Origin of the sequence: Tepidicella baoligensis, assembly GCF_013432195.1 — a bacterium.
Taxonomy (GTDB): Bacteria; Pseudomonadota; Gammaproteobacteria; order Burkholderiales; family Burkholderiaceae_C; genus Tepidicella; species Tepidicella baoligensis.
Genome location: NZ_JACCDB010000015.1, coordinates 1 through 20,899, shown reverse-complemented (window position 1 = coordinate 20,899; position 20,899 = coordinate 1). Strand labels below are relative to the sequence as shown.

18 protein-coding genes and 1 tRNA gene are annotated in these 20,899 nt (G+C 65.2%); 16 read left to right on the top strand and 3 right to left on the bottom strand.

Annotated elements, in window-relative coordinates; translation table 11 throughout:
- Positions 1 to 24: 24 nt before the first annotated feature.
- Entirely contained in the window at positions 25 to 2,370 is a 2,346-nt protein-coding gene (clpA, locus tag HZS63_RS12420) for an ATP-dependent Clp protease ATP-binding subunit ClpA (protein WP_180684329.1), read from the top strand.
- Positions 2,371 to 2,411: 41 nt separating this feature from the next.
- Here the strand turns inward: clpA and HZS63_RS12415 are convergent, their stop codons facing one another.
- Positions 2,412 to 2,741 (bottom strand): MliC family protein, encoded by a 330-nt coding sequence (locus HZS63_RS12415; RefSeq protein ID WP_219339188.1) that lies wholly within the window; start codon positions 2,739 to 2,741, stop codon positions 2,412 to 2,414.
- Between the two features lie 72 nt (positions 2,742 to 2,813).
- Between HZS63_RS12415 and sbcB the strand changes: the two genes are divergently transcribed.
- On the top strand, positions 2,814 to 4,277 hold the full coding sequence (sbcB, locus tag HZS63_RS12410) for an exodeoxyribonuclease I (RefSeq protein WP_180684328.1): 1,464 nt from the start codon (positions 2,814 to 2,816) through the stop codon (positions 4,275 to 4,277).
- Here the strand turns inward: sbcB and HZS63_RS12405 are convergent.
- Positions 4,247 to 6,850, bottom strand: coding sequence for a sensor domain-containing protein (locus tag HZS63_RS12405; RefSeq protein WP_180684327.1), 2,604 nt, complete (start codon positions 6,848 to 6,850; stop codon positions 4,247 to 4,249). The genes sbcB and HZS63_RS12405 overlap by 31 nt on opposite strands.
- Positions 6,851 to 7,011: 161 nt before the next feature.
- On the opposite strand from HZS63_RS12405, the gene HZS63_RS12400 reads away from it, so the two are divergent.
- From HZS63_RS12400 to rng, 8 genes are read left to right on the top strand one after another with little or no spacing between them, the layout of a single operon-like run.
- Positions 7,012 to 7,737, top strand: a complete 726-nt coding sequence (locus HZS63_RS12400; RefSeq protein ID WP_180684326.1) for a YebC/PmpR family DNA-binding transcriptional regulator — start codon at positions 7,012 to 7,014, stop codon at positions 7,735 to 7,737.
- Positions 7,738 to 7,745: 8 nt separating this feature from the next.
- Positions 7,746 to 9,026 carry a phosphoribosylamine--glycine ligase gene (purD, locus tag HZS63_RS12395; protein WP_180684349.1) on the top strand — a complete coding sequence of 427 codons (1,281 nt, stop codon included), beginning with the start codon at positions 7,746 to 7,748 and terminating at the stop codon, positions 9,024 to 9,026.
- Positions 9,023 to 9,943 carry an oxygen-dependent coproporphyrinogen oxidase gene (hemF, locus tag HZS63_RS12390; protein ID WP_180684325.1) on the top strand — a complete coding sequence of 307 codons (921 nt, stop codon included), beginning with the start codon at positions 9,023 to 9,025 and terminating at the stop codon, positions 9,941 to 9,943. Before purD ends, hemF begins: the two co-directional genes overlap by 4 nt.
- Complete coding sequence (gene nadD / locus HZS63_RS12385) at positions 9,940 to 10,581, top strand: nicotinate (nicotinamide) nucleotide adenylyltransferase (protein ID WP_343039993.1); 642 nt, start codon at positions 9,940 to 9,942, stop codon at positions 10,579 to 10,581. The genes hemF and nadD overlap by 4 nt, the downstream gene beginning before the upstream one ends.
- Entirely contained in the window at positions 10,578 to 11,288 is a 711-nt protein-coding gene (gene rsfS, locus HZS63_RS12380) for a ribosome silencing factor (protein WP_180684324.1), read from the top strand. Before nadD ends, rsfS begins: the two co-directional genes overlap by 4 nt.
- The gene (rlmH, locus tag HZS63_RS12375; protein ID WP_180684323.1) at positions 11,285 to 11,752 is read left to right on the top strand and encodes a 23S rRNA (pseudouridine(1915)-N(3))-methyltransferase RlmH; all 468 of its coding nucleotides are present in this window, start codon (positions 11,285 to 11,287) and stop codon (positions 11,750 to 11,752) included. The genes rsfS and rlmH overlap by 4 nt, the downstream gene beginning before the upstream one ends.
- Before the next feature lie 6 nt (positions 11,753 to 11,758).
- Positions 11,759 to 12,379 carry a Maf family protein gene (locus HZS63_RS12370; protein WP_180684322.1) on the top strand — a complete coding sequence of 207 codons (621 nt, stop codon included), beginning with the start codon at positions 11,759 to 11,761 and terminating at the stop codon, positions 12,377 to 12,379.
- Between the two features lie 7 nt (positions 12,380 to 12,386).
- Positions 12,387 to 13,919: a ribonuclease G gene (gene rng / locus HZS63_RS12365; RefSeq protein WP_180684321.1), complete on the top strand. Its 1,533-nt coding sequence runs from the start codon at positions 12,387 to 12,389 to the stop codon at positions 13,917 to 13,919.
- On the opposite strand, the gene msbA is transcribed toward rng, so the two are convergent.
- Positions 13,920 to 15,692 carry a lipid A export permease/ATP-binding protein MsbA gene (msbA, locus tag HZS63_RS12360; RefSeq protein ID WP_180684320.1) on the bottom strand — a complete coding sequence of 591 codons (1,773 nt, stop codon included), beginning with the start codon at positions 15,690 to 15,692 and terminating at the stop codon, positions 13,920 to 13,922. It abuts the gene before it with no gap.
- Between the two features lie 168 nt (positions 15,693 to 15,860).
- Here msbA and tolB point away from each other — a divergent pair, with 168 nt between their 5' ends.
- From tolB to HZS63_RS12330, 6 genes are all read left to right on the top strand, one after another.
- Positions 15,861 to 17,165, top strand: a complete 1,305-nt coding sequence (tolB, locus tag HZS63_RS12355; RefSeq protein WP_180684319.1) for a Tol-Pal system beta propeller repeat protein TolB — start codon at positions 15,861 to 15,863, stop codon at positions 17,163 to 17,165.
- Positions 17,166 to 17,231: 66 nt separating this feature from the next.
- Entirely contained in the window at positions 17,232 to 17,858 is a 627-nt protein-coding gene (gene pal, locus HZS63_RS12350) for a peptidoglycan-associated lipoprotein Pal (RefSeq protein ID WP_180684318.1), read from the top strand.
- Positions 17,858 to 18,676: a tol-pal system protein YbgF gene (gene ybgF, locus HZS63_RS12345; protein WP_246316358.1), complete on the top strand. Its 819-nt coding sequence runs from the start codon at positions 17,858 to 17,860 to the stop codon at positions 18,674 to 18,676. The genes pal and ybgF overlap by 1 nt, the downstream gene beginning before the upstream one ends.
- 74 nt (positions 18,677 to 18,750) lie before the next feature.
- A complete protein-coding gene (locus HZS63_RS12340) occupies positions 18,751 to 19,866 on the top strand; it encodes a YeeE/YedE family protein (protein WP_180684317.1) in 1,116 nt (371 codons plus the stop codon).
- Positions 19,859 to 20,722, top strand: coding sequence for a ThiF family adenylyltransferase (locus tag HZS63_RS12335; protein WP_180684316.1), 864 nt, complete (start codon positions 19,859 to 19,861; stop codon positions 20,720 to 20,722). Before HZS63_RS12340 ends, HZS63_RS12335 begins: the two co-directional genes overlap by 8 nt.
- 42 nt (positions 20,723 to 20,764) lie before the next feature.
- Positions 20,765 to 20,840, top strand: a tRNA-Lys gene (locus HZS63_RS12330).
- The last annotated feature ends 59 nt before the right edge of the window (positions 20,841 to 20,899 follow it).

Below are 20,899 nucleotides of genomic sequence, written 5' to 3'. Positions count from 1 at the left end.
AGACTCGTTTTAAGGAAGTGCCCCATGATTGCCCAGGAACTTGAAGTCAGCTTGCACATGGCCTTTGTGGAGGCCCGGCAACAACGGCACGAATTCATCACCGTCGAGCACCTGCTGCTCGCCTTGCTGGACAACCCCAGCGCCGCCGAGGTGCTGCGTGCCTGCTCCGCCAACATCGACGATTTGCGTAAATCGTTGACCAATTTCATCAAAGACAACACGCCGCAGGTCGCCGGCACCGAGGAGGTGGACACCCAGCCCACCTTGGGTTTTCAGCGCGTCATCCAGCGCGCCATCATGCACGTGCAAAGCACGGGCAACGGCAAGAAAGAAGTCACGGGCGCCAATGTGCTGGTGGCCATCTTCGGCGAAAAGGACTCCCACGCCGTGTACTACCTGCACCAGCAGGGCGTCACGCGCTTGGATGTGGTCAACTACATCGCGCACGGCATCCGCAAGAGCGATCCGCCCGAGCCTTCCAAGCCCAGCGAGGGCGGAGCCGCTGACCAGGAGGAGGCGCCAGAAACCCGTGGCAGCAATGAAAAGGCTTCGCCGCTGGAGCAGTTCACCCTGAACCTGAACCAGGCGGCCAAGGACGGCAAGATCGATCCGCTCATTGGCCGCGAGTACGAGGTGGAGCGCGTCATCCAGATCCTGTGCCGCCGCCGCAAGAACAACCCGCTGTTGGTGGGCGAGGCCGGCGTCGGCAAGACGGCCATCGCCGAAGGGCTGGCCTGGCGCATCGTCCAGAAAGACGTGCCCGAGATCCTGGCCGATGCCACGGTGTATTCGCTGGACATGGGCGCCTTGCTGGCCGGCACCAAGTACCGGGGTGATTTCGAGCAACGCTTGAAAGGGGTGCTCAAGACGCTCAAGGACAAGCCGAATGCCATCCTGTTCATCGACGAGATCCACACCCTCATCGGCGCAGGCGCGGCCTCCGGTGGCACCTTGGACGCTTCCAACCTGCTCAAGCCCGCGCTGTCCAGCGGCCAGCTCAAGTGCATTGGCGCCACCACCTTCACCGAGTACCGCGGCATTTTCGAGAAAGACGCCGCGCTGAGCCGCCGCTTCCAGAAAGTGGACGTGCTCGAACCCACGGTGGAGCAGACGGTGGACATCCTCAAAGGGCTCAAGAGCCGGTTCGAGGAGCACCACAGCGTGAAATACGCCCACGCGGCCCTGCAGGCGGCCGCCGAGTTGAGCGCCAAGTACATCAACGACCGCCACCTGCCCGACAAGGCCATCGACGTGATCGACGAGGCCGGTGCCGCCCAGCGCATCCAGGTGCCGTCCAAGCGCAAGAAGACCATCGGCAAGGCCGAGATCGAGGAGATCGTGGCCAAGATCGCCCGCATCCCGCCGGCCAGCGTCTCCAGCGATGATCGCAGCAAGCTGCAAACCCTGGAGCGCGACTTGAAGGCCGTGGTGTTTGGGCAGGACAAAGCGCTGGAGGTGTTGGCCTCGGCGGTGAAGATGTCGCGCTCCGGCCTGGGCAAGCCCGACAAGCCAATTGGCGCCTTCCTGTTCAGCGGTCCCACCGGCGTGGGCAAGACGGAGGCGGCACGGCAGTTGGCCTACATCCTGGGCATCGAGCTGATCCGCTTCGACATGTCCGAGTACATGGAGCGCCACGCCGTCAGCCGCCTCATCGGCGCGCCGCCGGGCTATGTCGGCTTCGACCAGGGCGGCCTGCTGACCGAGGCCGTCACCAAGAAGCCGCATTGCGTGCTGTTGCTCGACGAGATCGAAAAGGCCCACCCGGACATCTTCAACGTGCTGCTGCAGGTGATGGACCACGGCACGCTGACCGACAACAACGGGCGCAAGGCCGACTTCCGCAATGTCATCATCATCATGACGACGAACGCCGGCGCCGAGACCATGAACAAGGCCACGATCGGCTTTACCACCGAACGCCAGGCCGGCGACGAGATGGCCGACATCAAGCGCCTGTTCACGCCGGAGTTCCGTAACCGGCTCGATGCGATCGTCAGTTTCAAGGCGCTGGACGAGCAGGTCATCCTGCGCGTGGTGGACAAGTTCCTGCTGCAGCTGGAGCAGCAGCTCGCCGAGAAGAAGGTGGAAGTCACCTTCACCGACGCGCTGCGGCGCTATCTGGCCAAGAAGGGCTTCGATCCCCTCATGGGCGCGCGGCCGATGCAGCGGCTCATCCAGGACACGATCCGCCGCGCGCTGGCCGACGAGTTGCTCTTTGGCCGCCTGACCGAAGGTGGGCGTTTGACGGTGGACATCGACACCACGGTGGAGGACAAGCCCGAGGTGAAGCTCGATATCCAGCCCTTGGCCAAGAAGGAGCGTGCGTCCAAGGCCGAACCGGCAGAGCCGCAGGAGGCCACGGCCGACTGAGGGGCGGCGGTCAGGTCATTGCCTGGCTGCCGTGAGCCGTTTCAGTCGCTCACCCGACAGGTGATCGGCACCATGCGCCCGATCTCGAGCATCAGCTCGTCACCCTTGCCCTGCACGCGGATCGAGCCGTTGGTGTAGAGGAAGCCCGAGGCGGCGGGTTGTTGCTGCAGTTCGTGGTTTCTGCCGTGGCGGATGAGCACCCCCACGCCTTGCAGCGGGAAAAAGCGCATCTCGATGTCCGCGCCGTCGCTGCAGGCGTAGTACGCCCGGCTCATGGGCACGTCGGGCATGCCTTGCGGGGGTGGTGGTGGCGTGCTGCAGGCGCCGAGCGCCAGGGTCAGCGGGGTCAGCAGCAACAAGGCGGCTCTCATGGGGGAAGCATACCCGAACTCCCCCATCCGCAGGAGGTTGTGTCGCTGCGGTTTGGGTTGTAATGGAGCCCCATGAGCGCCCACACCTTCCTCTGGCACGACTACGAGACCTTTGGCGCCAAGCCGCGCCTGGATCGGCCCGCGCAATTCGCCGCGATCCGCACCGATGCCGAACTCAACGAAATCGGCGAGCCGGTCATGATCTACTGCCGTCCGTCGCCGGACTATCTGCCCGACCCCGAGAGCTGCCTCATCACCGGCATCACCCCACAGCTGTGCCTGGAAAAAGGGATGCCGGAACATGCCTTTGCCGCCTGCATCGAGGCTGAACTCGGGGCACCCGGTACCGTGGGCGTGGGCTACAACACCATCCGTTTCGACGACGAATTCACCCGCTTCCTGTTCTGGCGCAACCTGATCGACCCCTATGCCCGGGAGTGGCAGAACGGTTGCGGCCGCTGGGACCTGCTGGACGTGGTGCGCATGACCTATGCCTTGCGCCCCGAAGGCATCGAATGGCCGCTCAAGCCCGATGGCAAGCCGAGCTTCAAGCTGGAGGATCTGACGCGAGCCAACGGGCTGACCCACGAAACAGCCCACGATGCACTCTCGGATGTGCGGGCCACGATCGCGCTGGCACGGCTCATTCGTCAGCGCCAACCCAGGTTGTTTGACTTTGCGTTTGCATTGCACAAAAAGGAGCGCGTAGCCGCCGAGTTGGGGCTGCCCGTGGCGCCGGCACAGGCCAAGCCCTTTCTGCACGTATCGGGCATGTTCCCGCCGCAGCGGGGTTGCCTGGGGGTGATGTGGCCGCTGGCCAGCCACCCATCGAACCGCCATGAATTGCTGGCCTGGGACCTGGCCCACGACCCGAGCGAACTGGCCGACCTCGACAGCGCGGCCATCCGCGAGCGCCTGTTCACCCGGCAGGAAGACTTGCCTGCCGGCATCACCCGTTTGCCGATCAAAAGCGTGCACCTCAATAAGTCCCCCATGGTGGTGGGGCATTTGGGGACTTTGCGGCCTGCGCTGGCTCAGCGTTGGGGCATCGATCTCGAGCGTTGCCTCGTCCACGCAGCCCACGCCGCCGCCTTGCCCGATATGAGCGCCATTTGGGCCGAGGTGTTCGAGCGGCCCGTCTCGGGGGGCGTGGTGGTGGTGGACCCAGAGCAGGACCTCTACGGCGGCTTCGTCGGCGACAGCGACCGCCGGCGCCTGGCCCATCTGCGAACGCTTGCGCCAGGCGATCCAGCCTGGGAGCGGGTCACTTTCGACGACGAGCGCCTGTCCACCCTCCTGTGGCGTTACCGTGCCCGTAACTTCCCTGAGACACTGAGCGATGAGCTTCGGGCGCGTTGGCAGGCCCATTGCCGTGACCGGCTGCTGCACGGCGCTGCCGGGGCGTTGACGGTGCAACGATTCTTTGAACGGGTGGACGAACTGGCCGAAGCGGCCAGCGCCCGAGGGGACGAGCGCGCCGAGGCGATTCTGGGGGCGCTGTACGACTACGCGCAGGGCCTGGCCGAAGGCTGGTGATCGCCGCGGGCCACCCGATCGACGTAAGCCGCAACGTCTGCAGCCGGCATCGGCCGGCTCAGCAGAAAGCCTTGCACGGCGTCGCACCCGAGACGTTCCAGGCAGGCCAGTTGTTCCAGCGTTTCGACGCCTTCGGCCACCGTTTTGTGCCCGAGCTGATGTGCCAGGCCGATGGCGGCCGTCACGATGGCAAGGTCATCCGGGCGAGGCCCCAGGGCATGCACGAAGGATTTGTCGATCTTGAGGTAATCGATCGCGAACTGCCGCAGATAACTCAGCGAGGAGTGGCCGGTTCCGAAGTCGTCCACCGCGCATTGGGCTCCCCGGGTACGCAGCGCCTGCAACTGCTGCTCGGCGCGCTGGGGGTCTCGCATCATCGCGCCTTCGGTGATTTCGAAAGTGACGCAGCTCAGGTCGAGGTCTTGCGTGGCAAAACAGCTGGCCAGGCGCTCGACCAGATCGGTGCGATCGAACTGCCGAGCCGAGAGGTTGATGGCGATGCGCCAGCCACCCCGGGAAGGCATGATGTCTTGGTCCCGCCACTGCCGTGCCTGCCGCGCGGCCGCTTGGCACACCCACTGACCGATCAGCTCGATCAGCTCGGACTCTTCAGCCATCGGGATGAACTGATCCGGGGGAATGTAGCGGCCCTCACCCACAGGCCAGCGCAGCAGGGCCTCGAAGCCGATCAAGGGCAGTCCGGGTGTCAGCTGGTGTATGGGTTGGTAATGCAGTTCCAGCCGGTCGGCCTTCAGGGACTCGCGTAAACGTTGTTCGAAATCGAGGCGTTGGACGACGGCTTCGTTCATGGCCGGTGCGTAGAAGCGGAAGCCGGCGCCCCCATCGTTTTTGGCATGGTACATGGCCAGGTCCGCCAGGCGCAGCAGCTCGTTTTCGTCACGAGCGTCTTGCGGATAGAGCGCGATACCGATCGAGGGCGACAGACTCACGTCGCCTCGGTCTGTAGGGTAGGGGGCGCTCAAAGCCTCGACCAACTGTGTGGCGACTTGTCCCGCGTCCAGCCCCGCCTCGATTCCGGTCAGGGCCACGACGAATTCGTCGCCGCCGATACGGGCCACGATGTCGCTGTGGCGCAGCCGCTCGCGCAGGCGCCGCGCCGTCTCGATCAGCACGGCGTCACCGGTTTCGTGGCCCAGCGAGTCGTTGATGGCCTTGAAGCGGTCCATGTCAATGAAGAGCACGGCCAGTTGGCCCCCCAGCCGTTCCGCCTGGGCCAGGGCTTGGCGCAACCCGATGGTGAAAGCACCGCGGTGGTCCAGACCCGTGAGCGGGTCGGTGCGGGCGAGCCGCTTGATCTCGGCCTCGTGTGTTTTTTGCTCGGTGATGTCGGAATACACCGTCACGAATCCACCCGTGGCCAGCGGTTGCCCCTGGATGTAGAGCACGCGCCCATTGGGGCGGGTGCGTTCGATGGCATGGGGGTGGAATTGGCGTGCGCGCTCCAGCAGGGTCTGGACCAGCGCCTGCGGGTCGTCACAGGGTCCGTATTCGCCACGCTCCACATTGAAGCGGAACAGCGATTCCAGCGTCACCCGCGGTGCCTGGAACAGCTCGGCCGGCAGGTCGAGCAGTTCCCGCACGCGGTCGTTCCAGGCCACGATTTCCAAATGACGGTCCACCATCGTGACGCCGGCGGGAATGTGCTCGATCAGCGTGCGCAGCATGTCGGAGGTCTGCTCCAGGCGTTCCCGTTCGCGCTTCTGCTCGGTGATGTCGGTGTAGGTGGTGACGAAGCCCGTCACCTGTCCTGCGTGGACGATGGGCTCGCCGATGACCAGATGGGTGCGGCCGTTGGGGCGTGTGCGCTCGAAGCGGTGTGGCTGGAAGCGCAGGGCGAGTTCACGGCGCTGCCGTACCATCTGCTCGATATCGCCTTCGCCGTACTCGCCGCGCCGCGCCGGCACCCGGATCAGCTCACCGAAGTCCACCCCTTCGCGCACCAGATCCGGCGGCAGGTCGAGCACCTTGATGAACGCCTCATTCCACACCTTGAGGCGCAAGTCGCCGTCGAACACGCTCAGGCCCATCGGGAGATGGCCCACGATGGCTTCGAGGTAAGCGGTGCGCTCTTGCAAGGCATGTTGCAGCTGGATGTGCTCGGTGATGTCGAGGTTGAAACCATAAGCCATCCGGTGTCCGGTTTGCGGATCCGCTGCCACGGCGATGCGCACCACGTGGTGGCGTAGGCTGCCGTCAGGGGCGATCGTGCGGTAATCGGTTCGACCTTCGCCGCGTCGATAAGCCTCATCGAGCCGGGCGGAAAAGCCTTCGCGGTCGTCCGGGTGGAGGATCGCCAATATGTTCTCACGCCGGGCCGGGAGATCATCCGCCATGCCATGCTGTTGCCGGAAACTGGATGACCACCACATGTCCCCGGTGTCGAGGTCGCGGATCCAGTGACCGATGCCAAGCCGCTCCAGCAGCTCGGAAAACCGTTGCCGCTCGGGTACGGCATCTGCCTCGGCGCGACGCCGTATCCGATGCTCACGCCACCATCCACCGACCGATAGCACGAGCAGCAGCAACGCAGCAACACTCAATGCGTCGAGCATCTGTGACTCCTGTGCGGTGGTGTTCTCATGTGGTGGAAGTCAGTATAAGGAGGTGTGGTCGCTTGCTGGCTGGGGCAAGGGAAAACCCCCTACAGGAGGCGAAAAGTACAATGTAGGGCTTACGGCAACACCCCTAAGCATCAGGACATTCGAGAACAGACATGGCAGGGCATTCCAAGTGGGCCAACATCCAGCACCGCAAAGGCCGGCAGGACGAGAAGCGCCAGCGCATCTGGACGCGGGTGGTGCGTGAAATCATGGTGGCGGCGCGCCAGGGCGGCGGCGATCCCGCAGCCAACCCCCGGTTGCGGCTCGCGATCGAGAAGGCCAAGGCGGCCAACATGCCGGCCGACACCATCAAGCGCAACATCGACAAGGCCACCGGCAACCTCGAAGGTGTGAATTACGAGGAAATCCGCTACGAGGGCTACGGCATCGGTGGTGCAGCCATCATCGTGGACACCATGACCGACAACCGCGTGCGCACCGTGGCCGAGGTCCGGCACGCTTTCAGCAAGCATGGCGGCAACCTGGGCACCGAAGGCTCGGTGGCTTTCCAGTTCAAGCACTGCGGGCAAATGATTTTCGCTCCCGGCACGTCGGAGGATCGGGTCATGGAAGTGGCGCTGGAGGCCGGCGCCGAAGACGTGATTTCGGGTGACGATGGTTCGATCGAGGTGATCACCGCTCCCGCAGACTTCGAGGCCGTGAAGAATGCCCTGCAAGCGGCTGGCCTGACGCCCGAGGTGGCCGAGGTCACCATGCGGGCCGACAACACCATCGCCCTGTTCGGGGAGGACGCGGCGCGCATGCAGAAGCTGCTGGACGTGCTGGAAGACCTGGACGACGTGCAGAACGTCTTTCACAACGCGGAAATCAACGAATGACCGATCCCATGAAGGTGCTGGTGGTGGGCGGTGGCGGGCGTGAGCACGCGCTGGCCTGGAAGCTCAAGCAGTCCCCCCGCGTGGCGCAGGTATTCGTGGCGCCAGGCAATGGTGGTACCGCCCTCGACCGCGATCTCGTCAACGTGCCGATCTCCGAGGTGCGCGCGCTGCGCGAGTGGGCGCAGGCGCAGGACATCGCGTTGACCGTGGTGGGGCCCGAGGCGCCACTGGCAGCGGGCATGGTGGACGAGTTTCGTGCGCACGGTCTGCGCATCTTCGGCCCCACCCGGGCAGCCGCCCAGCTGGAGAGTTCCAAAGCCTTTTCCAAGGCCTTCATGAAGCGCCACGGCATTCCCACGGCGACCTACGAGACGTTCTCCGACCCGGCCCAGGCGCACGCCTATGTGGACCAGGTCGGCGCACCCATCGTCGTCAAGGCCGACGGCCTGGCGGCTGGCAAGGGCGTGGTCGTGGCCATGACACTGGCCGAAGCCCATGAAGCCATCGACTTCATGCTGGTGGACAACACCCTGGGCGTGGCGCACAACGAAGGCGGCGCGCGCGTGGTCATCGAGTCCTTTCTGCCGGGTGAAGAGGCCAGCTTCATCGTGTTGTGCGATGGCAAGACCGTGACCGCCCTGGCCACCAGCCAGGACCACAAGCGCCTGCTCGACGCCGACCAGGGCCCCAACACGGGCGGCATGGGGGCCTATTCGCCCGCGCCCGTGGTCACGCCCGAGGTGCACCGCCGCGCGATGGAGGAGATCATCCTGCCCACCGTGCGCGGCATGGAAGCCGACGGCATACCCTACACCGGCTTTCTCTACGCCGGCCTGATGATCGAGCCCGGTGGCACGGTGAAGACACTGGAATTCAACTGCCGCATGGGAGACCCGGAAACCCAGCCCATCCTGATGCGCCTGCAAAGCGATCTGGCCGAGGTGCTGCTGGCCGCGACCGAACAGCGGCTGGACCAGGTGACGCTGCAGTGGGACGAACGGGTGGCACTGGGCGTGGTGGTGGCAGCTGACGGTTATCCATTGTCCCCGCGCAAGGGGGACGTGATCACGGCCTTGCCGCTGAACAGCGCCGACGCGGTCGTCTTCCATGCGGGCACGGCCATGAAGGACGGCGCCGTGGTGACGGCGGGCGGGCGGGTGCTTTGTGCCACTGCGCTGGGTGCCAACGTGGCCGACGCGCACAGGCGCGCCTATGACCTGGTGGCCGGTGTCGCGTTCGACGGCATGCAGTACCGCAGGGACATCGGTTACCGGGCTTTGAAAAAATGATCCAGACGCACGTCGAGACCATGCGCGAGTACCTGCTCGGGCTACAGCAGCGCATCACCTCCGCCATTTCCGAGATCGATGGCAAAGCCTTCCTGTCGGATGCCTGGGAAAAGCCGCCGGGAGAACCGCTGCAAGGCAATGGCATCACGCAGATCCTCGAGGGCGGCACCGTGTTCGAGCGGGCGGGCTGCGGTTTTTCCCACGTCAGCGGCTCCAGGTTGCCACCTTCGGCCACGCAGCACCGTCCTGAACTGGCCGGAGCGCCCTTCGAGGCCTTGGGCGTCTCGCTGGTGTTCCATCCGCGCAACCCTTATGTGCCCACGGTGCACATGAATGTGCGGATGATCACGGCTCAGCCGGCCGACGGCGCTGAAGCCGTGAGCTGGTTCGGCGGCGGCATGGACCTCACCCCGTACTACGCCTTCGAGGAGGATGCGGTGCATTTCCACCGCACCTGTGCCCAGGCCCTGGAGCCTTTTGGCAGTGACAAATATCCCCGCTTCAAAGCCTGGTGCGACGAGTATTTCTACCTCAAACACCGTGACGAGCAACGCGGCATCGGCGGCGTCTTTTACGACGATTTCTCAGAGCTGGGCTTTGACGGCGGCTTTGCCATGACGCGAGCGGTGGGGGATGCTTTCCTGCATGCCTACTTGCCCATCGTCCGGCGCCGCATGGACACACCCTACACCGAGCGCGAGCGCCAGTTCCAGCTCTACCGCCGTGGCCGCTATGTGGAGTTCAACCTCGTCTGGGACCGGGGCACCCATTTCGGCTTGCAGTCCGGAGGGCGCAGCGAATCCATCCTCCTGTCGATGCCCCCGCTGGTCCGGTGGGCCTACAACGAGCGCCCCCAGCCTGGCAGCCCGGAGTACCGACTGATCCACGAATTCCTGGTTCGCCGGGACTGGCTGTGAGCGACGCCTCCATGATGCGTGTGGGCATGTTCGGCGGTGCATTCGACCCGCCGCACTGGGCTCACCGCGCACTGGCCGAAGCGGCTCTGACGCAACTGGAGCTGCAGGTGTTGCATGTCATGCCCACCGGATACGCCTGGCACAAGTCACGGGTGCTGTCGCCTGCTGCCCATCGGGTGGCCATGTGCGAAGCCGCATTTGGTGATTTACCGCGCGTCGTGATCGATCAGCGGGAAATCCGTCGAGAAGGACCGTCCTACACCGCAGACACCCTGCGCGAACTGGCCGCGGAGTACCCGGGCGCGCGGCTGTACCTGATACTCGGGGCCGACCAGTTGCTCGCCTTCAAGAGCTGGAGTCGCTGGGACGAGGTGCTGCGGCACGCCACGCTCGCGGTGGCCAACCGCCCCATCCACATCGCTTCCGGTGCCGAGCCAGCGGCAGCGGTGGAGACCGACCTGAGCGGCGTGGACATTCCGTTCGTGCGTCTGCACATGCCGCTGCATCCCACCAGTTCCACCGCCATCCGTGCCCATGTGCATGGGCAAAGCCGACGCCACCCCGACCTCGATGTGTTGGTGCCAGCGGGCGTTGCGCGTTATATTTCCGAACACCACCTCTACGAAACGCCTACATGAGCGAAGCCGCCGCGAAAAAAAACATCCAGAAACTCCAGCGTGCCATCGTCGATGGTCTGGAAGACGTCAAGGCCCAGGACATCCAGGTGTTCAACACCGAAGCACTGTCTCCCCTGTTCGAGCGGGTCATCGTGGCCAGCGGCACGTCGAACCGTCAGACCAAGGCGTTGGCCGCCAGTGTCCGCGATGCGGTGCGTGACGCAGGCTTCGACAAGCCACGCACCGAGGGTGAGGACAATGGCGAATGGATCATCGTGGACTGCGGTGCTGCCGTGGTGCATGTGATGCAGCCCACCATACGCCAGTATTACCGGCTGGAAGAAATCTGGGGTGAGAAGCCGGTGCGCATCAAGCATGCGGCCAAGGCCAAGCTGGCTCAGCCCACGGAAGGTCTGGCCAAACCGGCGCGCAAGACCCGTGCGGCCCAGCCCGAGGCCGAGGTGCCGGCGGCGCCTGCTCAGAGGGTGCGCAAAGCCCAGGCCGCCGCGGCCGCTGCATCGGCGCCCGCCCCAAAGGCGGCGGCCAAGAAAGCCCCGGCACGCAAGCCCTCTGCGGGCACGGCTGCTGCACCCCGCGCGGCCAAGCCGGCGGCCAAGTCCAGCCGCGCCGCTGCGGTCAAGGTCGTCAAAGTGGGTGCGGTGGCGAAGAAGCCGACCGCGAAGAAAGCCGTGGCCAAGAAGGCCCCTGCCCGCAAGCCCAAGGCATGAAGCTCGTGATCGTCGCGGTTGGGCAGCGCATGCCCGACTGGGCCCAGACCGCCTACGACGATTACGCCAAGCGCTTTCCGCCCGACTGCCGGGTGGAAGTCAAGACCGTCAAGACCGAACCGCGCGGCTCCAAGACGCTGGACACATTGCTAACGGCGGAGCGGGGGCGTATCGAGGCTGCCATCCCCAAAGGCGCGCGCGTGGTGGCCTTGGACGAGCGCGGCACCGCACTCACCACCGTGGCCCTGGCCAAGCACCTGCGCGAATGGCAGATGGGCGGTGACGACGTGGCCCTCGTCATCGGTGGGCCCGATGGGCTGGAACCGGCCTTCAAGGCCGCCGCGCACCTGCGCATCCGCCTGTCCGACATGACCCTGCCGCATGCCCTGGCGCGCGTGCTCCTCATCGAACAACTCTACCGGGCGTGGTCGGTCAACGCCAACCACCCCTACCACCGGGAATGATGCCGCATGGCTGAACCGCACGCTGCCCCCTGGGTCTACCTGGCCTCCCAAAGCCCACGCCGGCGTGACCTGCTGGCACAGTGGGGGGTGCGCTCCGAGTTGCTGCTGCCCGATGCCGACGAGGATGCCGAGGCGCTGGAAGCCGTTCGCCCCCATGAGCCCCCCGCGCGCTATGTGCAGCGCGTGACGCGCCACAAGCTCGACGCCGCCGTTGCCCGTCTGGAACGCCGTGGTTTGCCCGATGGCCCGGTGCTGTGTGCCGACACCACCGTGGCGCTGGGCCGTGACATCCTGGGCAAGCCCACGTCCAAGGCCGATGCGCGGCGCATGTTGCGGGCCCTGGCCGGTCGTCGGCATCAGGTGCTGACGGCGGTGGCGGTGGCGCACCGGGGGCAGGTCTGGCAGGCGCTCAGCCGCTCTCAGGTGGAGTTCGGGGCATGGTCCGAGGCCGACATCCGCCGCTATGTGGACAGCGGCGAGCCCATGGGCAAGGCAGGTGCTTATGGCATCCAGGGGCTGGCCGGGCTCTTCGTCAAGCGCATCAGCGGCAGCTACACCGGCATCATGGGCCTGCCGGCTTACGAGACGGCGCAGGTGTTGCGCGCCGCCGGTCTGCGTCTGCTGTAATCGCGTCATGGCACAAGACATCCTCATCAACTGGTCCCCGCAGGAAACCCGTGTCGCGGTGGTGGAGCAGGGCGCCGTGCAGGAGGTGCACATCGAACGCACGCTGGAGCGCGGCTTGGTGGGCAACATCTACCTGGGCAAGGTCTCGCGCGTGTTGCCGGGCATGCAGTCCGCGTTCATCGACGTGGGGCTGGACCGGGCCGCCTTTTTGCACGTGGCCGATCTGCTGCCCAACATCACCGCCCGCCATGCCGGCAAGGACAAGGCATCGCTGGTGGCCAGCGGCCAACCGGCGGCCGACGGAGCGCCTACGGTGAGCGCCCCCACCACGGCGGCCGTGCTGCCCATCGAGCGCCAGATCTTCGAGGGCCAGGCGCTGATGGTGCAGGTGCTCAAGGACCCGATTGGCAGCAAGGGCGCGCGGCTGACGGCGCAGATCAGCATCGCCGGGCGCTTGCTGGTGTTCCTGCCCCAGGACAAGCACATCGGCGTGTCGCAGAAAATTCCCTACGCCCAGCGCGAGGCCCTGCGCCAGCGGCTGGTGGCGCTCACCGCCGAAGGGGGCGGCGGGTTCATTCTGCGGACCAACGCCGAAGACGCCTCCGACGAGGAGCTGGCAGAAGACATTGCCTATCTGCGCAAGACGTGGGCGCACATCAAGGCCGCGTCCACCCGTCAGCCGCCGGGCACGCTGCTGTACCAGGACCTCACCCTCATGCAGCGCGTGCTGCGCGATCTGGTCAGCGCTCAGACCCAGTCCATCCAGGTGGATTCGAAAGAGCAATACGGCCTGCTGCAGGCCTTCGCCCGCGAGTACATGCCCGGCACGCTGGATCGCATCGCACACTACAGCGGCGAGCGGCCCATTTTTGACCTCTACCACATCGATGAGGACATTGCGCGCGCACTGGGGCGGCGCGTGGATCTGAAGTCGGGTGGGTATTTGGTGATCGACCAAACCGAGGCCCTGACCACGGTGGACGTGAACACCGGCGGCTATGTGGGCGCGCGCAATTTCGACGACACGGTGTTTCGCACCAACCTCGAAGCCGCGCAAGCCATCGCCCGCCAGTTGCGCTTGCGCAACCTGGGCGGTATCGTCATCATCGATTTCATCGACATGGCGCGAGAAGACCACCGCGAAGCCGTGTTGGCCGAACTCCGCAAGCAACTGGCACGCGACCGGGTCAAGACCATGATTGGCGGGTTCTCCCAGTTGGGGCTGGTGGAGATGACGCGCAAGCGCACGCGCGAGTCGCTGGCCCAGATGCTCAGCGAACCGTGCCCTGCCTGCGCGGGCAAGGGCCATGTGAAGACCGCGCGCAGCGTGTGTTATGACATTTTGCGGGAAATCCTGCGCGAGGCCAGGGCCTTCAACCCGCGCGAGTTCCGTGTGGTGGCAGCGCCTCAGGTGGTGGAGTTGTTCCTCGACGAAGAAAGCGCCCACCTGGCGGGCCTGAGCGACTTCATCGGCAAGCCCATTTCGCTGCAGAGCGAAAGCTCGATGACGCAGGAGCAGTACGACATCGTGCTGCTCTGATCACTCGGCCAGCACGCCGCCCTGGCTCTGGGCATGCAGACGGGCATACACCCCGCCCGCCGCCAGCAGTTCGGCGTGCGTGCCCTGCTCGGCGATCTGCCCCTGCACCAGCACCACCACCCGGTCGGCGTGTTCGATGGTGCTGAGCCGGTGCGCGATCACCAGGGTGGTGCGGCCGCGCATCAGCCGGCTCAGGGCTTCTTGTACCAGCCGCTCCGATTCGTTGTCCAGCGCGGAGGTGGCCTCGTCGAGAATGAGGATCGGGGCGTTCTTGTAGATGGCGCGGGCAATCGCCAGGCGCTGCCGCTGCCCCCCCGAGAGTTGGGCAGCGTTGTGCCCGACCGTCGTGTGAATGCCTTCGGGCAGGCTGTCCACCAGCTCGCCCAGGTTGGCCGAACGCAGGGCCTCGAGAATGCGGAGCTCGTCCCGCTCGGCGCCGAGTGCCACATTGGCCGCCAAGGTGTCGTTGAACATCACCACGTCCTGGCTCACCATGGCGAACTGGCGACGCAGGCAGCTCAAGTCCCAGTCTGGCAGGGGAATGCCATCCAGCCGCACCGTGCCTGCGCTGACCTCCACGAAGCGCGGCAACAGGTTGGCGAGTGTGGTTTTCCCGGATCCCGAGGGGCCGACCAGCGCCACCACCTCGCCGGGGGTGATCTCCAGCGTCACCCCGCGCAGAGCGGGGCGTTCCTGCCCGGGATAGCGCACCCACACGTCTTGCCATAACAGGTGGCCTTGGGCCTGGGCCTGATGCGAGCCGCCGGTCTGTAGCGGGGTATGCTCGATCAGCTCGAGTGCCCTTTCCAGGGCTGCGAGTCCCCGGGTGATGGGGCTCGCCAGATCGGCCAACTGTCGCAGCGGGGCGATGAGCATCAGCATGGCGGTGACGAAGCCGACGAACCCACCCACGGTGACCCCGCTGGTGCTGCTTTGCCACAACGCCACACTGATCACGGCCGACAGTGCCCCTGCAGCGATCAATTGGCTCAGGGGCGCCATGGCGGCACCAGCGATGGTGGACTTGAGTGAGAGCCGGCGCAGCATCTGGCTCAGGCCCTCGAAGCGCAGCCCCTGTTGCGATTGGGCGCCGTGCAGGCGTACCATCCGGTGCGCCAGCACGTTTTCTTCGACCACGTAGGCAAGTTCATCGGTCGCCTGTTGGCTGGCGCGCGTGATGCGGTGCAACCGGCGCGACAACTGCCGGATCACCCATGCCAAGGGCGGAAACAGCGCCAGCACAATGATCGTGAGCTGCCAGTTCAGGTAGATCAGGTAGCCCAACAGGGCGACGATGGTGAGGACGTCGCGCACCAGCGTGAGCAGGCTGTTGACCAGCATGGAGGTGCCGGTCTGGACCTCATAGACCAGGGTGTTGGACAGCTTGCTGGCACTCTGAGCGGTGAACAGGTCCATGTGGGCATCGTTGAGCCGGGCAAACATGGCCCGGCGCAGGGCAACCATGCCACCGGCGGCGGTGTAGTTGAGCGCGTACTTGGCCACGAACGTGGCCACACCGCGGATCAGGAACAGCCCCATCAGGGCGGTGGGCACCAGCCAGAGCGGAAAAGTGTCGGCCACGAAACCGTCGTCCAGCAGGGCCTTGAGCAAGGCCGGAATGGCGGGCTCGGTCAGGGCAGCCGCCAGCGCGCCCAGGAAAGCCAGGCCAATACCGCCCTTCGTGCCACGGAAATAGGGCCATAGGCGGCGCAGCCGTTGTGAGAGGGACTGGCCCGCCAGGAGAGCCCCTGCGGTGGGTTCGGATTCAGTCAAGGTACGCGATCCGCGTGCGGAAGAAAAAAGTGGTTACAAGAAACACAGGAACTTTTTTGCGGAAACCTGCCCCTGTGGCATGAAAGCGTGTCCGGTATTATCGGACGATAACTGCCCAGCATTGGTGCCGGGCCGTTCGATGACCGATTCATGTTCCAGCCATTGCCCATGTCTTATTCCACACCCATCGATCGTCGCAGGTTTTCCGCACTCGCCGGTTGCGGCGCCATGGTGGCGGGCTTGGGCTGGCCCTTGCAGGCGCTGGCGCAATTTCGCGTCGAGGTGTCCGGCATCGGGATGCAGCAGATTCCTTTCGCGATCGCGCCGTTCCGTGTCTCGCCCGGTGTTGTGCAGGATGTGCCGGCCATCGTCCGTGCCGACCTGGAACGCAGCGGGCAGTTGCGCGCCGTGCCTGGGGGCAACGCCGTCATCGACGAGATGGCGCGCCCCGATCTGGCTCCATGGCGTGAGCGCAGCGCCGATGCGCTGATCACCGGCAGCGTCACCCAACTGGCCGACGGACGGTTCGATGTCCGCTTCCGTCTGTGGGACGTGGTGCGCGCGCAAGATCTGGGCGGGATGAGTTTTCCCGTGTCCGCCGCCGATCTGCGGTTGGCAGCGCATCGGGTCGCGGATTACGTCTATGAGAAGCTGATCGGGCATCCAGGGGTGTTCTCTACCCGGATTGCCTACGTCTCCAAGCATGCGGAGCGGCACAACCTCTGGGTGGCGGACGCCGATGGCGAGAACGCCCAGGCGGCCTTGGTGAGCCAGGAGCCGATCATTTCGCCGGCCTGGTCGCCCAATGGCCAGCAATTGGCCTATGTGTCGTTCGAGTCGCGCAAGCCCGTCATCTACACCCACGAGGTGGCCACGGGCCGCCGCCGCCTGCTGGCGAGCTTTCGCGGGTCGAACAGCGCGCCGGCCTGGTCGCCCGATGGCCGCCAGCTGCTGGCCACGCTCACGCTTGGGGGCTCGTCACAGATCTACGCCATCGACGCCAACGGCGGCCAGCCTCAGCGCATCACCCAGACCAGTGGCATCGACACCGAACCCGTGTTCACCCCTGACGGCCGCCAGGTGTATTTCGTCAGTGACCGCGGCGGCTCGCCGCAGATTTACCGCATGACGCCCACGGGAGGCGAAGTCACGCGGATCACCTTCGAGGGCAACTACAACATTTCGCCCGCCATCAGTCCCGACGGGCGCTGGATGGCGTTTGTGTCGCGGATGTCAGGCGCCTTCAAGCTGCGCGTCATGGAGCTGGCCACCGGCAGCCTGAGCACCTTGACCGACACCACGGCCGACGAAAGCCCCAGCTTCGCTCCCAACAGCCGTCTCATCATGTATGCCACCAAAGTACAGGGGCGCGAGTCGCTGATGACGACCACACTGGATGGCCGCATCAAGACGCGGCTGTCCAGCGTGCCGGGCAGCGTTCGCGAGCCCGACTGGGGGCCCTTCCTGCGTTGAGGCGCCTGGCCCATCGTACCGATTCTCCTCACTCCCCTTCACCTTCATTCACTCATCAGGCACACCATGAAGCACGCAACTTCCTCCACTCTGGATACTTCCCAGTCCCCGCGCGGAACCTGGCTCACCGGCGCTACCCGGTGGCGGCAGGCGGCTGCCGTGTTGGTGGCCGCCGTGGCCTTGGTCGGTTGTGGCTCCAGCGTGAAGCTGGACGAGGATGTGCCCGTTTCCGATCGCACCGGGGTGCCTGTCCAACCGGGCGGCGGTATGGCCAGCGAGGGCACGGGTACCACTGGGGCGGTGGATCAGCGCTCGGTCACCGGCGTGCAAGCCGGGGTAGAGCAAGTGGGGCAGGCGCCGGCCAACCTTCCCCGCCTGATCTACTTCGATTTCGACGACTACACGGTCAAACCCGAATTCATGCCGGTGCTCGAAGGGCACGCCCGGTTCCTAAACGCCGACCGCCAGCGCCGTGTCGTGCTGGAAGGTCACACCGACGAGCGCGGGGGGCGTGAATACAACCTGGCGCTCGGTCAGAAGCGGGCCGATGCCGTGCGCCGCTCGCTGGCCTTGCTGGGGGTGTCGGAGCAGCAGATGGAGTCGGTCAGCTTTGGCAAGGAGAAGCCAGCCAATCCAGGCTCCGACGAAGAAGCCCACCGGCAGAACCGCCGTGTTGAGTTAAGCTATCGCTGATGAATCAGCGTTTTCATTCTTTGTTGGGGCCGTCCCTGCTCGTGGGCATGGCTGTGGTGGTGGCATCGTTGTGGGCAATGCCAGCCCAGGCCCAGCTTTTCGGTGGGGACGATGAAGCCCGGCGCGCCATCATTGATCTGCGTGGCCGTGTCGAGGCGAACCGTCAAGCCGCTGAGCAGGCCAACGAGCGCCTGGCACGGGAGCTGAAAGAGCTGGTGGACAACGAACTCACGCCTGCCCGCCGCGGGATGCTGGACCTCATCAACCAGCTGGAGACCCTGCGTCGCGAACTGGCCGAGGTTCGTGGGCAAAACGAGCGTTTGGCACGGGATCTGGCCGAACTGCAGCGTCAGCAGCGCGACGTGCTGGCGGCCATCGACGAGCGTCTGCGCCCCTTGGAGCCGGTGCGGGTAACGGTCGATGGCGTGGAGTTCCCTGCCCGCCCGGAAGAGACACAGGCGTTCGAGGCCGCCATGAATGCCCTGCGGGCATCCGATTTCGCCCGTGCAGCCCAGCTTTACGAGGCTTTGGTGGCCCGTTTCCCCAACAGCGGCTATGTACCAACGGCTTTGTACTGGCAGGGGAATGCGCACTACGCGGCCCGCAGCTACAAAGCCGCGATCGAGAGCTACCAGCGCCTGTTGTCCAAGGCCCCTCAGCATCCCCGGGCGCCGGAGGCCATGCTGGCGATCGCCAACTGCCATCTGGAACTGAAGGATGCGCGGGCGGCCCGCGCCGTTCTGCAGGAGCTGGTGCGATTGCACCCTGAAACCGAAGCCGGTGCCACTGCCCGCGACCGGCTCGCGCGCATGCGCTGACCACCCCCCCTGCCTGACCCCGGGCTTCCTGCGGGTCGGTGCCAGATGGCGCGCCGCCCACTACAATCCGCGCCATGGAAATCGCCGACATCCAAAGCCTGTACGTTCAGGTGCTGTGGGCCGCGCTGGCCGTCTCATTCGTGTTCGGGGCGGTGGCGCAACGCACGCACTTCTGCACCATGGGTGCGATCAGTGACATTGTGAACATGGGCGACTGGACGCGCATGCGCATGTGGGGCATGGCCGTTGGTGTGGCCATGATCTCCTTTTATGCCATGGCGTGGCTGGGCTGGATCGATCCGATGCAGACCATCTACACCGGCCCCCGCGTGATCTGGCTGTCGGCGCTCGTGGGAGGAGCCCTGTTCGGTTTCGGCATGGTGCTCGCTTCGGGCTGCGGCAGCAAGACGCTGGTGCGCATTGGGGGCGGCAACCTGAAATCCCTCGTGGTGTTTTTCGTGATGGGTATCGCCGCCTTTGCCACGCTGCGTGGCATCACCGCCGTGTTGCGCGTGCAGACCGTGGACCGCGTGGCCTTTGAGATGGAGGGCAGCAGCGCTTTGCCGTTGTGGCTGTCTGCTGCCATGGGCTGGAGTGCGCCACAAGGGGGGCTGCTCGTGGGGGGTGTTGTAGGCATGGGGCTGGTGTTGTGGGCCGTGCTGAACCGGGATTTCCGTGCTTCGATGGACAATTGGCTGGCTGGTCTGGGCATCGGCGCCACCGTGGCCGCCCTGTGGTGGGTCACGGGGCATCTGGCTTTTGTCGAAGAACACCCCGAGACGTTGGAATCGGTTTACCTGGCCACCAACACCGGGCGCATGGAATCGCTCACCTTCACGGCGCCCATGGCCTACACACTGGACTGGCTGATCTACTTCAGCGACGCCTCCAAGGTGCTCACCCTCGGGGTGGTGAGCGTGGCCGGGGTGGTGCTGGGGGCCTTTGTGTACGCGGTGGCCTCGCGCACGTTCCGTTGGGAAGGTTTCCGCAACACCCAGGACACGGCATTGCACATTGTCGGCGCCATCTGCATGGGGGTGGGAGGGGTTACCGCCATGGGCTGCACGGTGGGGCAGGGCCTGTCGGGTCTGTCCACCCTGAGCGTCACCAGCATCATCGCGGTGCTTGGGATCGTTTTGGGGGCCTTGGCCGGTTTTCGCTTCCAGATGTGGCTGATCGAACGTGAGTGACCTGGTTTCCTGGTCCGAAGGCGATCCGGCCGCAGGCTTTGAACGCCGGTTCGCTGGGCTGCGCCGCCTGTATGGAGACGCGGGAGCACAACGAATTTTCGATGCCCACGTGGTGGTGGTCGGTATCGGTGGGGTGGGCTCCTGGGTGGTCGAGGCCCTGACGCGCAGCGGTGTGGGCGCGCTCACGCTCATCGACATGGACCATGTGGCCGAGTCCAACACCAACCGCCAGGTTCACGCGCTCACCGACACGTTCGGGCAGGCGAAGGTGCTGGCCATGCGCGATCGCATTGCCCAGATCAACCCAACTGCCCGGGTGCAGGCGATTGACGATTTCGTGACGCCCGACAACTGGGAGGTTTTGTGGGAACAGGCCATGGGTTTCGGGGAGGTACAGGGTGTTGTGGATGCCTGTGACCAGCGCGCTGCCAAAGAGACGATGGCCGCCTGGGCCTTGCGCACAGGTCGGCTTTTCATCACCGTAGGGGCCGCGGGTGGCAAGCGCCTGGCGCACAAGGCCGAGCTGGATGATCTGTCTGTGGTGACGCACGACCCCTTGCTCGCCCAGCTGCGCTACCGTTTGCGCAAGGTCCACGGTGCCTGCCGCGAAGGCACCATTGGCATTCCCTGTGTGTTCAGCCGGGAGCCCGTGACCATGCCCGAGGGGGCGTGTGAGGTGGGGGCCGTACCGGGCAGCGCCCTGAACTGTCATGGTTACGGCTCCAGCGTGTCGGTGACCGCGACCTTTGGCTTTTGTGCGGCCGGCTGGTTGCTGGATCGTTTAGCCGCCGGTATGAAAAAGTCGAAGAAAATTTTCGCTGCTCCAGAAAAGGGCAAAAAGGACGCTATAATCTGAGGCTCAACAAGCAACGAAGTTGATTGCAAAAAGTTAAAAGTGGGGTCGTTAGCTCAGTTGGTAGAGCAGCGGACTTTTAATCCGTTGGTCGCAGGTTCGAATCCTGCACGACCCACCAATAAAATCAAGCACTTAGCGCAGGAATGCCTAGGTGCTTTTTTTTGTGCGCCCAGCATG